The sequence below is a fragment of the Qipengyuania sp. BR81-2 genome, assembly GCF_055693895.1.
In genome coordinates, this window is the sequence record NZ_CM146344.1 from 440,425 (window position 1) to 455,120 (window position 14,696).

Here is a 14,696-nt window from a genome sequence, read left to right on the forward strand (position 1 = left end):
ATCGACAAACTACCAAAGCGCATCGGCAAGCTTCCTTGTGCGAGTGTTGGCCTTCTGCCATCGCAGCCGCGTGAATACTTCTCAAGATGCGATTTGCGCACGCGACCTGCGCCTCACCCTGGGATCCACCGAAGCACCGGTGGAAATCCTGAAAGGCCTCGACCTCACCATCGGCAAGGGAGAGACCGTTGCTCTGCTCGGCCCCTCCGGTTCCGGCAAGAGTTCGCTCATGGCGGTGCTCTCCGGCCTTGAACGGGCGACCTCTGGCACGTTGACCGTGGCGGGAGAAGATTTCGGCGCGATGGACGAGGATGCCCTTGCCCGCGCGCGGCGCGGAAGGATCGGCATCGTACTGCAGGCCTTCCATCTGCTCCCGACCATGACTGCGCTCGAGAACGTCGCGACCCCGATGGAGCTGGCCGGCGAGAGCGATGCGCAGGAACGCGCCAAGGCGGAACTCGAGGCGGTCGGCCTCGGACATCGTCTGGATCATTATCCTCAGCAGCTTTCGGGCGGCGAACAGCAGCGCGTGGCCATCGCCCGCGCGATCGCGCCGCGCCCCGACCTGATCTTCGCCGACGAGCCCACCGGCAATCTCGATGCGGCGACCGGCCATGAAATCGTCGAGCTGCTGTTCAGCCGCCGCGAGGAAGCCGGCGCCACCCTGCTGGTCATCACCCATGATCCCGAGCTTGCCGACCATTGCGAACGCGTCCTGACGCTCGGCGACGGCAGGATCGCCAGCGACACCGCAGACAAGTCGCGCGCGGCATGAGCTGGGCCACCGCCTGGCGGATCGCTCGCCGCGATCTCAATGCCCGCTTCAAGGGGCTGCGGCTCCTGCTGGTGTGCATCTTCCTCGGCACGGCGGCGCTTGCGGCCATCGGTTCGCTGACCGCAGCGATCGAGCGCGAACTCGCAGCGAACGGGCAGGCCTTCCTCGGCGGCGACGTGCAGGTGGAGCTGTGGCAACGCTCGCTCAACGAAGAGGAGCTTAGTGCGCTCGAAGAGCTCGGCACCGTGTCCCAAGGCACGCGCATGCAGGCGATGGCGCGAAAGGACGACATCGCTGCACCGATCGAACTTAAAGCGGTCGACGGCACATATCCGCTTTACGGAACGCTGCTGCTCGACGGCGGACGCGAAGCCGACGCCCCCTCGGGCAACGAGGCCTATATCGCACCCGGCGCTGCCGACAGGCTCGGCGTCGCCCCCGGAGATACCATCGCCATCGGCACCGAGACGCTGACCGTCGCGGGTATCATCGAAGACGAACCGGACCGGCTCGGCGAAGGTTTCCAGCTCGGTCCGACGATCATCGTCTCAGAAGACCTGCCACAAAGGGCCGGACTTCTTGCGCCCGGCGCCATGTACCAGAGCAAGACCCGCGTCGCGCTCTCCAGCCCGGGCAATCTCGAACAGATCGAGGAAGACCTCGAGACGCGCTTTCCTGAATCGGGTTTCGACATCGATACGGCAGAACGAGCCGCGCCGGGCACCGACCGGTTCGTGGAACGAATGAGCGAATTCCTGACCCTGGTCGGTCTTGCCGCGCTTGTGATCGCCGGGATCGGCATCGGGGGCGGTGTTTCTTCCTATCTCGATGCTCGCCGCCAGTCGGTTGCCACGCTGAAGGTGCTGGGCGCAGGGAGCAGCGATATCGCGCGTATCTATGCGCTCCAGATTTTCGCCGCCGCCGCTGTCGGCAGTCTTGCCGGCCTTGCCGTCGGCGTGGCGGTCGTGCCGATCCTCGCGCAGGCGCTCGATGGGCTTCTGCCCGTCAATGCCGGCTTCGTGATCGATCCGGGCGCATTGTTGCTGGCTGCAACCTACGGTTTGCTCGTGGCGCTGATCTTCGCCGCGCCACCGCTTATGCGCGCGCGGCACTTCCCGGCCATGGCGTTGATGCGCGCACGCGTGGCGCCGCTTGTGCGCGACAAGTCGGCCATCGTGGTCGTGATCCTCGGTCTCGCGGCCATTGTCGGCCTTGCCCTTTTCACCTCGAGCCGCCCGATGCTCGCCGGTGGCTTCCTTGCGGGGGCCGCCGTGGTCCTCGGCCTCCTCGCACTGCTCGGCTGGGCGATCCGCAAGGGCGCCGCAGCCCTTCCCCGGACCGGCAGCCCGATCGCGCGCGCCGCCATCGCCAATATCCACCGGCCCGGCTCCAGCACCGGCGCGCTGGTGACTGCCCTGGGCTTCGGCCTTGCCGCCTTCGTGCTGCTCGCTGCGATCCAGAGTTCGATCGATGGCAATATCGAGAAACGCGTGCCCGAACAGGCGCCCGACTATTTCGTGCTCGACATCCCGCGCGAACGCGAAGGTGATTTCCGCAACCTCGTGACGCAGACAGACGAGGAAGCGCGGGTCACTGCAGTAGCTGCGCTACGCGGATCGGTTCTCGCCTTCGGCAGCGAGGGCGACATGACCCGCACCTCGAGCCTCGAGGAAATCCCCGACGGCGCGTGGGCGCTGCGCGGCGAGCGCGGCCTGACCTATGCCGGAACCCTCCCTGATGGCGACGAACTCGTCGATGGCGAATGGTGGGGGCCGATGCACGAAGGCGAATACCTCGTCAGCATCGAAGACGAATTTGCACAAGCGGCTGGCCTGGAGGTGGGCGACAAGCTGGTCTTCGGTGTCCTTGGCGCGGAAATCGAGACCCGCATCGCCAGCACGCGCCGGATCGACTGGGAGAGCATGGGCTTCAACTATGTCTTCGTGCTCAGCCCCAACGCCCTGCGCGACACTCCGCACAACCTCGCCGCGACCGTCGAGCTGGCGGAGGGCACGCCGACGGGCCCACTCCTCCAGTCGCTAGTTCGCGAATTCCCGTCGACCTCGGTCATCGAAGTGGGCGGCGTCTTGCAGCAAGCGCGCACGATCCTCGAGCAGGTGGGTCTCGCAACGCTCGCAGCTGCCAGTGTCGCTGTCCTGGCGGGCCTTGCCGTCCTGCTGGGCGCGATTGCAGCCGCACGAGCCTCGCGGACATACGACACGGTGGTGCTTCGCGTCCTTGGCGCGGATCGCGGCCAGGTGCTCAAGATGCAGCTGGTCGAGTATGCGGTGCTGGCGGGTGCGCTGGCGCTGGTGGCGCTCGGCCTCGGCAGCCTCACCGCGTGGCTTGTCGTGACCCAGCTGTTCGAATTCGACTGGCTGCCCGACTGGATGGAAGTCTTCGCCGTACTCGGCTTCGGGCTTGCCATCGTCCTCCTGTTCGCGATCGGCGGCTCGTTGCCGCTCCTGCGCGCCAAGCCTGCCCAGGCGCTCCGCGCGCTCTAGTCCCTGCGCACCGGCGCGGCCGGTGGCGGGATATAGTCGAATTCAGGATCGCGCCGCGGAGGCGGCGGCGGGTCGCGTCCCTTGGGATCATCGCCATAGATCGTATCGAAGGGCTGGCTGTCCTGCAGGAACCAGACCAGCGCCACGATCGTCCCGACCCAAGGGATAAGGACGACCAGGTACCACCAGCCCGAGCGGCCCGTGTCGTGCAGGCGGCGGATCGACAGTGCGAGGTGGACCCAGCCGAAGAAGAGGAACAGCGGCAGCCCGACCCACATGAGGAAGGTATTGGCCTTCTCGCTGAGCGGCGGAGCGTCTTCGACCAGCGCCTCGCCGGCCTGCTCGTCGGCCATGGGAAAAAGCGTGTCGGCCAGCGCGAAAAGCGCGATCCAGAATGCGAGAAGCGCAAGCGAGAATATCCAGAACTCGCGGCGCCGAGACCGGCCCTTGAAGTCCATCATTCGCTTGATCGGCACGATCAACCAGTTGGTCATGGCAACCCCTCCTGCCCGTCACGCTTGTAGCGCTAAGAAACGCATGAAAAAGGGGGCCCGAAAGCCCCCTTCCCCAATTTCATTACTGTCGGCGAGCCGATCAGAACTTGAACCGTGCCACTGCGCCGTAAGTGCGCGGCTGGCTCGGATAGCCCGAGATCGAGCCTTCCTGTGCCACACTCGGGAACAGCGTCGAGATGTACTGGTCGTCGAGCAGGTTACGTGCCCACACGCCCAGTTCGAGGCCGTTGTCCATCGCGAAGGTCACCGAGGCGTTCACGAGGTTGATCTCGCGATCGTAGAAGCGGGCAATTGCCGTGTTCGCGTCGTCCGAACCGAATCCGCCGATCGCATTGAGGATCTGCGTGTTCGCCGTGTGGTTGTAGTCCACACGCGAGATCAGGCGGTTGCCGCTCATGCCGAATTCGTGGCTGTAGGTCGCCGAGGTGGCGATGTTCCACGAAGGGATACCGGCCGGGCGCTGGCCCGTCAGGTCGCCTGCCGGACCGTCGACGAAGCTGTCGAACAGCGGATCGAGGTGCGTCACCGCGAAGGTGAAGACCAGGCCCTCGGCCGGGTTCAGCGTGGTGTCGAGCTCGAAGCCCTTCACCGACTGCTCACCCGCGTTGGTCAGCTGGAAGCCCGTCCCGGTGAACAGGAAGTCCTGGAAACCTTCGAGCGTCTGGTCGAACACTGCGAGGTTGAAGCCGAAGCTGTCCCACTGGCCTTTCAGGCCGATTTCCCAGACCTTGGCTTCTTCCGGACCCGCGAAACGCGAACCGGTCGACAGGTTGGCAACCGCGAGGCCGCCATCGAGGATCGGCGAGGACGGAGCCAGGATCTGGCTACCGAACGGACCCGGGACGTAGTCACCGAATGCCGGACGGCTGTCACGCGACAGGTTTACCGAGCTGGCCTTGAAGCCCGTCGCGTAGCTGAGGTAGGCGTTGAGGTCCGGCGTGACGTCGTAAGCTACACGCAGCGTGTAGGAGAAGTCGTCGTCGTTCGTGCGTCCGTCCTCGACTGCGTTCGGCAGGTTGAGGAAGGGCGGCTGGAACTGGAACGCCTGCAGGCCGAGAAGCGGGTTCACGGTCGGGTCGGTTGCAGCTGCAGCGATTGCGCCGAAGATCGGAGCGGTCGCCGGGTTGGTTGCGAAGCCCTGGATCACGGTCGGGGTAACATCGCTCGGCGCAATGCCGAGTGCACCGGCAATCTGGCCTACAATGAGAGCATCGACGAGGTTCACGTTTGCCAGCGGGTCGAACGACGTCTGGTTGAGCGCGAATTCCTTCTTGTCGTCGGTGTAGTTGAAGCCGGCGGTGAAGACGAGACCGTCAACCGGTTCCAGATCCACGGTACCGAAGATCGACCATGCCTCGTTCGTCATCGAGAACTGCTCGGCAGTCAGCAGCGGCGTATTGAAAATGCTGTTCTGCGGTAGTCCGAGACCGAATTCGACGGCATTGAAGGTGAAGGCCGGATCGCCGGTCGCGAATGCGCCAAGGAATTCACCATAGGCTCGGAAGTCGCTTCCGGTCTGGATCTCGCTGACCTGATCGATCGATTCGTCGAAGTAGTAGGCACCGAGCAGGAAGTTGAACGGACCGTCGAAGTCCGAAGCGAGACGCAGTTCCTGGGTAAAGGTGGTCACGTCCTGCTGGCGGGTTTCACCGGCGAGATCGGCGCTGGTGAAATCGATGTCCTGGTCGAAGAAGTTTTCCAGCTCGCGATAGGCGGTGATCGAGGTCAGCGTCAGCGCGCCGATCGCCAGATCGCCCTGGAGCGAGACACCGTAGTTGTCGACCTCGTTGCGCGGAACGCGGTTGAGGAAGGTGTCGTAGCTGAAGAGGTTCTCCGGATCGATCGCACCGCCGAGAGCGAAGATCGCCGCGCCGGTCGGACCGTTCAGGATGTTGCCTGCGATACAGCAGCTTTCATCGATGTTGCTGTAGTCGCCGATGAAGCGGAAGCTGAGGTCTGCCGACGGTTCGAACAGCAGCTGGCCACGAGCCGACCAGCGGTTACGGTCATTGATGTCCTCGTTGAGGTTGACGATGTCGCCATAACCGTCACGGGTGTTGTACGAGCCGTCGATCGAGAATGCGATCGTGTCGGTGATCGGACCGGTCACATCGCCCTTGATGATGACCTGGTTGTAGTTGCCGTAAACGGCTTCGGCGCTGCCGCCGAATTCGAACTGCGGGCCGCGCGTCACGACCGAGATCACGCCGGCGCTGGCGTTCTTGCCGAACAGCGTCGACTGCGGGCCGCGCAGGACTTCGATTCGCTGCACGTTGGCAAGGTCGCTCAGTGCGCCTGCGGTACGCGAACGGAACACGCCGTCGATGAAAACGCCGACCGACGGCTCGAGACCGAAGTTGTTGGCGCCGTTACCGAAACCGCGAATGAAGAAGGTGGTGTTCGACGAGCTCTGCTGCTGGCTGACGCGCAGCGAAGGAGCGACCGTCTGCAGGTCGAGAACGTCGCGGATCTGCGCCTGCTCGAGCGTTTCGCCCGAGGTCACCGAAACCGAGACCGGCACTTCCTGAAGCGTCTGTTCGCGCTTGGTGGCGGTCACGACGATGATGTTGCCGGTGTCCTGCTCTTCGGTTTCGAGCGGCATTTCGTCGGCATCGGGCGTTGCGACATCTTGGTCCTGCGCCTGCGCAACACCCGGAAGGGCGATAGCGGTTGCACCGGCCAGCAATGCGGCCCGGAGGGTCGTATTCTTGAAATTCATGTAAAGGCTTCCTCTCACAGAAACTTGCGTTTTGAACTGCTGCGCAGTCCCCAAAATCACGCAGTGGCAAGGAATTATTCGCGTCGACGCGCTGCAACAAGGGTGAAGCGGCATACCTATGCAAGACACTTATTAGTGTGCCTTTCGAGTCACACCCCCACCTGCTGCGCGGGCGCACTTGCCGCAGTGCACCATTTCGGCTAGGGGCGCGCACGATATGGCAGGGCCGAGATGGCCTGCCGCTACGGCATCCTATTGAAAGCACAAACTATGTCCCGCGACCTTCGCAACGTGGCGATCATCGCCCACGTCGACCACGGCAAGACCACGCTCGTCGACCAGCTCTTCCGCCAGTCGGGCACTTTCCGCGAAAACCAGCGTGTCGAAGAGCGCGCCATGGACTCGAACGACCTGGAAAAGGAACGCGGGATCACGATTCTCGCAAAGTGCACCAGCGTCGAATGGAACGGCACGCGCATCAATATCGTCGACACTCCGGGCCACGCCGACTTCGGCGCCGAGGTGGAGCGTATCCTGAGCATGGTCGACGGCGTGATCCTGCTGGTGGACAGCGCCGAAGGCCCGATGCCGCAGACCAAGTTCGTCACCGGCAAGGCGCTGGGCCTGGGCCTGCGCCCGATCGTGGTCGTCAACAAGATCGACCGCAGCGACGCACGTCCGCAGGAAGTCCTCGACGAAGTGTTCGACCTCTTCGCCTCGCTCGATGCCAACGACGACCAGCTCGACTTCCCGAGCCTGTGGGCCTCGGGCCGCGATGGCTATGCCAGCGAAGACGAAACCGCGCGTGCGGGCGATCTGGAACCGCTTTTCAAGCTGATTGTCGACCATGTTCCCGCACCGGGTCTCGATACCGAAGCACCGTTCAGCTTCCTCGCCACCCTGCTTGACCGCGACAACTTCATGGGCCGCGTCCTGACCGGCCGTGTCCAGTCGGGCACGATCAACCTCAACGACCCGATCCATGCGCTCGACGCGCAGGGCAATGTCCTCGAAGTCGGCCGCGCGACCAAGCTGCTCTCGTTCGACGGCCTCGACCGCGTGCCTGTCGAAAGCGCAGCTGCGGGTGACATCATCGCGCTTGCCGGCCTCGAAAAAGCGACCGTTGCGAACACCATAGCCGATCCGAGCGTGAAGACGCCGATCGAAGCGCAGCCGATCGATCCGCCGACCCTCGCGATGCGCTTCGCCGTTAACGACAGCCCGCTCGCGGGCCGCGAAGGCAGCAAGGTCACGAGCCGTATGATCCGCGACCGCCTCTACCGCGAGGCGGAAACCAACGTCGCGATCCGCATCACCGAGAGCGACGACAAGGACAGCTTCGAAGTGGCCGGTCGCGGCGAACTCCAGCTCGGCGTGCTCATCGAAACGATGCGCCGCGAAGGCTTCGAACTGGGTATTTCGCGTCCGCGCGTGCTGTTCCGTGAAGAAAACGGCCAGCGCATGGAGCCGTTCGAAACGGTCGTCATCGACGTCGACGACGAGCACTCGGGCACGGTTGTCGAAAAGATGCAGCGCCGCAAGGCCGAGCTGACCGAGATGCGTCCTTCGGGCCAAGGCAAGACCCGCATCACCTTCTCGGCCCCCTCGCGCGGCCTCATCGGTTACCACGGCGAATTCCTTTCCGATACGCGCGGTACGGGCATCATGAACCGCCTGTTCGAGAAGTACGACACCTATCGCGGCCCCATCGAAGGCCGCCAGAACGGCGTCCTCATCTCGATGGTCCCGGGTGAAGCCGTACCCTATGCGCTCAACGCACTCGAAGAACGCGGCGAGCTGTTCATCGGCGGCGGCGCGAAGATCTACGAAGGCATGGTGATCGGCGAGAACGCCAAGCCCGACGATCTCGAGGTGAACCCGATGAAGTCGAAGCAGCTGACGAACTTCCGTTCGACCGGCAAGGACGACGCCATCCGCCTCACTCCGCCGCGCGTGATGACGCTGGAACAGGCCATCGCCTACATCGACGACGACGAGATGGTCGAAGTGACGCCGGAGAACATCCGCCTTCGCAAGGCCATCCTCGACCCGCACGAGCGCAAGCGCGCCAAGCGCGCCGCACAGGCCTGATCGACACCACTTCCACACCCGGGGTTCGCCCCGGGTGCGGCAAACCTACTCAAATCCGGCTGAGAACGTTATCTTTGCGGGAACCCGATCGTGTCTGGCTGGTTAGGGCCGACAGGAGGTTGGGAATGCAACGCATCATGATTGTCGACGACGAGGCTCTCGTCCTGTTCGACATGACAATGACAGTCGAGGATCTCGGTTACGAGGTTTTCTGCGACTGCATCAGCGTGCCCGACGCGCTCGAATGCCTGGGTGACGATTGCCCGGATGCCGCCCTTCTCGACATCGATGTCGGTGGCACGATGGTCTGGCCGCTCGCACGCGTCCTCGACCAGCGCGATTGCCCGATCATCTTCGTGAGCGCGAACAAGGCCCACCCCGAACTCGAGAACGAGTTCAAGCACTGCGGCTTCATCGACAAGCCCGCATCGGCCGAGCAGATCGAAGCGAAGCTGGGCTCTGTCGTCCAGAAAGGCGAAACGTCGCCTAGAGTTGTGGCTAGGCGAGCCTGAAGCTCAGCTTGCGCGAATAGCCCTCGCCTTCGGGCGACCCCTCGATCTCTCCCTTGAGCTGCCGCGCTGCGGTCTGCATCAGGCGCGTGCCGAAACCCGCCTTGGCGTCATCGAGTTCGCCCTTCTGGCCACGTTCGCGCCAGTCGAGCGTCAGCTTGCCGTCCTCGACCGTCCAGTCGACCATCAGACTTCCGTCCTTGACCGATAGCGCGCCGTATTTCGCAGCGTTCGTGGCCCATTCGTGAAGGATAAGCGCGATCGACGTGATCTGGCTGTTCGGCACTTCAACGTCTTCGCCATCCAGCTCAATCGCCTGTTCGGCACGGCTCGGATTGACGACTGTCTCGATCAGGCTGCGCAGCCGCACCGCGCCAGCGCCGCCAACTGCGGAATCGTTCGTCAGTGAGTGCGAACGGCCGAGCGCATGGATCCGGTCACGTATGTCCTCGGCAAACTCGTCGACCTCGTCCGCTTCGCGGGCGGCAATCGAAACCATCGCACTGATCACCGAGAAGAGGTTCTTCACCCGGTGGTTCATCTCGCGGATCATCAACTCGCGCTGTTCGAGCAGCGATCGTTCGGAAGTGATGTCGAAGGTGACACCGATGAACTTGATTTGCCCGCTGTTCTCTATCCGCTTGCCCATCCCATGGAGCCAGCGATATTCGCCATTGTCGAGCGGGATGCGGAATTTCTCGTCGAAATTCCGAGTGCCGTCCATCGCCTGCCGCAGCGACTGATTTACGCGGTCCCGGTCTTCTTCCGGCAGCGCCTGCAGGATCGGCTGCATGCGATCGCCGGCCTCTTCGTTCTCGATATTGAGCAGGGCGCGTTCGGTGTCGTCGAGTATCGTGCGATCGGTCGCGGGTTCATACTCCCAGACGCCGATGCGGGCGACCTGCAGCGCGAGGCGCAAGCGTTCGCGCTCCTCCCGGAGGTCGCGCTCGAGCATCAGGGCGTCGGTCACGTCGGTAAAGATCAGGGTTGCACCGTCGATCTCGCCTTCGAGCGTGCGATAGGGGATAACGCGCAGAAAATATTCGCCGTCCCCGTCCTCGGTCTGCATGCGAGACTCCACGATCTCTCCCCTCGATGCAGCCTGCTGCGCGAGATGGAGATGATCGGCCCTCGTAAATACATGCGGAAGTTCTTCGAGCGGTTCCCCGATCTGGTTGCGATCGATGGGGAACAGGTCGACTGACGCCTCGGTGAAGCTGCGCAGCTTTTGCTGCTTGTCGACGACCAGAACGGCAAGCTGCGTGCTGTCGAAAAAGTTCTTGAGGTCGGCATTCGCGACCGTGAGCTGGTCGACCTTGTTCTTGAGCTCATCGTTGACCGTCGTGAGCTCCTCGTTGGTCGATTGGAGCTCCTCGTTCATCGACATCATTTCTTCGTTGGAGCTCTTCAGCTCCTCATTGGTCGTCTCGAGCTCTTCGACCGTCGAACGCAACCGATGGCGGGTGGCCTGCAATTCCTCTTCGAGGAACTGTTGCTGGCCGTGCTCCATGTCGAATTCGTCGAAATCGTCGGGGTCGAGCGCCTTCAGCGCACCGGTTTCCTCGATGACGAACAGGAAGGACTGCTCGTCGATCTTCTCGCAGGCTACGCGCGCCTCGACTGTCCCGTAGTCGGTCCGGATCTCCACGCCCTTGGCACCGGCCCTGCGGCCGCTCTCAGCCACCTGGCGGATCAGGGGCCCGATCAGCTCGCGCAGCCCCGGACGCGCGAGCGAGGTTACGAGGAGCTTGCGTTCCAGCCGATCGGGAAACTCGAGATAGCGGCTGGCCGAGCCCCAGCGGTCGAGAAGCTGCCCTTCCCGGTCCACAAGCAGGCTGACCGGTGCATAGCGTTCGGCAATTGCTTTGAGCGCAGAAATCTCGCTGCCGTCGAGCCGTGGAACCGCCGCCGTTGTATCGGCGACCGCCCGTCGCCGGGTTCCCATCTGACCCTCACCTCCGAATTGAAGTGCGTACTTGCCCCGCCCTTTCATACGACGGAAGATTCTGGCCTGCTGATCCCTCATCTCGAAAAGATCTTCATGTCGTCCGATGGATTCGGACGAGCCGAGGAAAAGCGCGCCTTCTTCCACGAGCGAGAAGTGGAACAGTGGTATGACTTGCTTCTGCAGTTCCTCGTTGAAGTAGATCAGCAGGTTGCGACAAGATATCAGGTTGATCTTCGAAAACGGCGGATCGCGCACGACATTGTGCTCGCTGAACCGCACCATGTCGCGGATAGTCGGCGACACGTGGAACTTGTCGCTACCGCCAATTATGTAGCGTTCCTGCATCGCATGCGGAATATCCTCGAGCGCGGACAGCGGATATGCTCCGCTCCGGGCGATATCGAGCATGCCGTCATCGATATCGGTCGCGAATATCTGCACGTACGGCCGCTTGTTCAATTTCCGCGAGGCCTCGGCGAAAAGGATCGCGAGGGAGTAGGCTTCTTCCCCGCTCGAACAGCCCGGGACCCAAACGCGCAATTCCTCGTCGTTGCGCGCCTTCTCGACCATCGGCTCGATCACCAGGCGGTTGAGCGTGTCGAACTGTTCCTTGTCGCGGAAGAAGCGCGTGACGTTGATCAGCAGGTCGCGAAACAGCGCCGTGCATTCATCCTCGTCGGAACGAAGCCTCGCGAGATAGTCGGCGGCATCGTCCAGTCCGAGCAGCTGCATGCGGCGAGCAACGCGCCGCGTCAGGGTGGAGCGCTTGTAGTTCGAAAAATCGTGGCCGACGGTCTCTCGAAGGACATCGCACAACTGGTCGATATTGTCGGTGACGGTCTGCGCTTCGTCGATAACCCCTTCGGCCTTTTCGGAATTGTCGAAAAAGTTCTGCAGGGCGCCAATGATATCGCGCGGAGGCGCAACGATATCGACCAGGCCTGTTCCGATGGCGGAGGCCGGCATGCCATCATAATTCGCGCTCGAAGGTTCTTGCGCGATGCACAGCCCGCCAAGCTCCTTGATTGCGCGCAGGCCGCGGGTGCCGTCTCCGCCGGTGCCGGAAAGTATCACGCATGCCGACTTGCGCTTGCGGTCTCGCGCAAGGCTTTCGAAGAAATCGTCGATCGGGCGCCGCATGCCGCGGGGATCGGTGAACTCGGTGAGTTCGAGTACGCCTTCCTTGAGCGCGAGACCGTGTCCGGGGGGATCACATAGATGTGGTCGGGCTGGACCTTTTCACCGCCCGCCGCCTGGGCGACGGTCAACTCGGTATAGCGTTCGAGCAATTGGGCCATGAGCGATTCATGGGTCGGGTCGAGGTGCTGGACCACCACAAAGGCAAGGCCAGTATTCTTCGAACCTTCGAACAGCGCGCGCAGGGCCTCCAGCCCGCCGGCCGAAGCTCCGATACCGACGATTGGGAAAACCTGTTCCGACATGACCCCCGCTTAACTACTCGATGCGTGCCTGCGCGATTATCGAATGGCTCGAGGCCAATGCATCGAAGCTGCCAAGAACAATCCAATTGCTCTCGCTTGTCAATAGCTTGAGCCTTCGCAGATCCTCCCGGAAGGCACGATCGTACAGCTCGGCGAGCTCTTCGTGTCCGGCACGGACCCGGAACTGAGAACCGAGGACAAGCGCGGTTTCGCCCTCGCGGGTCAATTTCGACATGTAAACGAGGTTGAGGAATGGCTCGCCGTCGCGCGTAACGTTTGGAACGAGGAATTTCGCATCTTTTGCGGCCGGATCTTCAAGAAACCTTCGCATCCGCGCCGTCACAGGGCCTGCCCCACCTTCAGGTTGGAGGAAGCGGCAGTTGTGGCCGATAACATCAGCTGGTTCGTAGCCACTGATTTCGAAGAACGCGCGGTTGGCACCGACAAGCGGGCAATCGGGCCGCTTGTAGTCGGCCACAGTCAGAGACACGTTGCTGTTTTCAAACAGCTTTTTAAAACCTTCGGGCAAGTTTGCCGCATTGTCGAAAACCGCCGAATTCATTCCTGTTTCATCCCTTTGCGAATGAACGTGTCGCAGCGGGTGGGTGTTCCCTTACCGCTGGTCGGAGCGCATCGGTGGCCAAAGCTGGTTTCATTTGTTACCAGCCCCGCCATGCAAACGGGAACGCTATTTTCACTCGCCTTCTATTTCATCGCCATGATCGCCATCGGCCTCTGGGCCTGGAAGCGGTCGACCGACACGAGCGAGGGCTATCTCCTCGCCGGACGAAACCTGCCACCGGCAGTCGCGGCGCTGTCGGCAGGCGCGTCCGACATGAGCGGCTGGCTGCTGCTCGGCCTGCCCGGCGCGCTCTATGCTGCAGGTCTCGTCGAGGCCTGGATCGGGATCGGCCTGTTCATCGGCGCCTTCGTGAACTGGTTCGTGGTCGCCCCGCGCCTGCGCAAGCAGACCGAGGAACGCGGCAATGCGCTGACCATCCCCGAATTTCTCGCCAATCGCTTTCCCGACAAGGCAGTCGCGCTGCGTGTCGTCTCCGCGCTGATCATCGTCGTATTCTTCGCGGTCTATACTGCGGCAGGCCTCGTGGGCGGCGGCAAGCTTTTCGAGACGAGCTTTGCGGGCATCCTGCCGGGAGTCGCCATGAGCGATTACATGCTCGGCATCTGGATCACCGCGCTGGTGGTGCTCGCCTACACCATGGTCGGCGGCTTCCTCGCAGTGAGCCTCACCGACTTCGTGCAGGGCCTGATCATGGTTGTGGCGCTCGTGGTCATGCCGCTGGTCGTGATGTTCGGTAGCGGCGGCGAAGCCGGCGGTTCGCTGACCGAGGTCGACGTGCCCGGCTTTCTCAGCCTGACCGAGGGGCTGACGCTCCTCGCCTTCATCAGCACGATTTCATGGGGTCTCGGCTATTTCGGCCAGCCGCATATCATCGTGCGCTTCATGGCCATCGATACGGTCGAGAAGGTCAAGACCGCGCGCACTATCGGCATGAGCTGGATGGGCGTCGCCCTTATCGGTTCGATCGGTATCGGGATCGCGGGCCGCGCCTATGTCGAGCGCAACGGCCTCGTGGTCGAGGATCCGGAGACGATCTTCATCGTGCTCGCGAACCTGCTCTTCCATCCGGTCATCACAGGCTTCCTGCTGGCAGCGCTGCTGGCGGCGATTATGTCGACCATCTCCTCGCAGCTCCTGGTCGCGTCCTCCTCGCTGACCGAGGACTTCTACAAGCTCTTCTTCCGCAGGCACGCGAGCGAACGCGAAAGCGTGAACGTGGGCCGTATCTGCGTCGCGCTGGTGGCGCTGGCAGCCATTGCGATCGCCAGCGATCCGGAAAGCCAGGTGCTCGGCCTAGTCTCCAATGCATGGGCTGGCTTTGGCGCAGCATTCGGTCCGCTGATCATCCTTTCACTGACGTGGGACAGGATGACCGGTGCAGGCGCGGTCGCTGGTCTTATCACAGGCGCAGCCACCGTCGCTGCATGGATCGCACTAGGCTGGAACAGCCAGATGCCCGGCTTCGATGGCGGCCTCTACGAGATCGTCCCCGGCTTCATCGTCAGCTGGCTGGCCATCTGGCTGGTCAGCAAGGCGACCGCGAAAGATGCGGAACCCTTGCCAGCCTGACATCGAAGCTGCACACCGCTCCTCCCACGCGAGAGGAGACG

Annotated in this window: 9 protein-coding genes and 1 pseudogene; 5 read left to right on the forward strand and 5 right to left on the reverse strand. The window is 62.8% G+C overall.

The features are described 5' to 3' along the window. The first annotated feature begins 70 nt into the window (after positions 1-70). Both ACZ1G8_RS02290 and ACZ1G8_RS02295 read left to right on the forward strand, forming a co-directional pair. Complete coding sequence (locus ACZ1G8_RS02290) at positions 71-775, forward strand: ABC transporter ATP-binding protein (protein ID WP_472680218.1); 705 nt, start codon at positions 71-73, stop codon at positions 773-775. Next, complete coding sequence (locus tag ACZ1G8_RS02295) at positions 772-3,279, forward strand: ABC transporter permease (RefSeq protein WP_472680219.1); 2,508 nt, start codon at positions 772-774, stop codon at positions 3,277-3,279. The genes ACZ1G8_RS02290 and ACZ1G8_RS02295 overlap by 4 nt, the downstream gene beginning before the upstream one ends. Here ACZ1G8_RS02295 and ACZ1G8_RS02300 read toward each other — a convergent pair. Continuing rightward, positions 3,276-3,773: a DUF805 domain-containing protein gene (locus ACZ1G8_RS02300; protein WP_472680220.1), complete on the reverse strand. Its 498-nt coding sequence runs from the start codon at positions 3,771-3,773 to the stop codon at positions 3,276-3,278. The two genes, ACZ1G8_RS02295 and ACZ1G8_RS02300, sit on opposite strands and share 4 nt — an antisense overlap. Positions 3,774-3,873: 100 nt before the next feature. Next, positions 3,874-6,513, reverse strand: coding sequence for a TonB-dependent receptor (locus ACZ1G8_RS02305; protein ID WP_472680221.1), 2,640 nt, complete (start codon positions 6,511-6,513; stop codon positions 3,874-3,876). A gap of 270 nt (positions 6,514-6,783) precedes the next feature. Here ACZ1G8_RS02305 and typA point away from each other — a divergent pair, with 270 nt between their 5' ends. Continuing rightward, on the forward strand, positions 6,784-8,604 hold the full coding sequence (gene typA, locus ACZ1G8_RS02310; protein ID WP_472680222.1) for a translational GTPase TypA: 1,821 nt from the start codon (positions 6,784-6,786) through the stop codon (positions 8,602-8,604). Positions 8,605-8,729: 125 nt separating this feature from the next. Further along, on the forward strand, positions 8,730-9,116 hold the full coding sequence (locus tag ACZ1G8_RS02315; protein WP_472680223.1) for a response regulator: 387 nt from the start codon (positions 8,730-8,732) through the stop codon (positions 9,114-9,116). Here ACZ1G8_RS02315 and ACZ1G8_RS02320 read toward each other — a convergent pair. The 3 genes and pseudogenes from ACZ1G8_RS02320 to ACZ1G8_RS02330 all read right to left on the reverse strand — a co-directional run bounded on the left by ACZ1G8_RS02320 (position 9,103) and on the right by ACZ1G8_RS02330 (position 13,065). Further along, positions 9,103-12,027, reverse strand: a complete 2,925-nt coding sequence (locus tag ACZ1G8_RS02320; RefSeq protein WP_472681155.1) for a CheR family methyltransferase — start codon at positions 12,025-12,027, stop codon at positions 9,103-9,105. The genes ACZ1G8_RS02315 and ACZ1G8_RS02320 overlap by 14 nt on opposite strands. After that, a pseudogene (locus ACZ1G8_RS02325) lies at positions 12,019-12,503 on the reverse strand (chemotaxis protein CheB); the annotation flags it as partial. The pseudogene ACZ1G8_RS02325 and the gene ACZ1G8_RS02320, both read right to left, overlap by 9 nt. Before the next feature lie 13 nt (positions 12,504-12,516). Then, a complete protein-coding gene (locus ACZ1G8_RS02330) occupies positions 12,517-13,065 on the reverse strand; it encodes a PAS domain-containing protein (RefSeq protein ID WP_472680224.1) in 549 nt (182 codons plus the stop codon). A gap of 111 nt (positions 13,066-13,176) precedes the next feature. Here ACZ1G8_RS02330 and putP point away from each other — a divergent pair, with 111 nt between their 5' ends. Then, on the forward strand, positions 13,177-14,655 hold the full coding sequence (gene putP / locus ACZ1G8_RS02335; protein ID WP_472680225.1) for a sodium/proline symporter PutP: 1,479 nt from the start codon (positions 13,177-13,179) through the stop codon (positions 14,653-14,655). Positions 14,656-14,696: the final 41 nt, after the last annotated feature.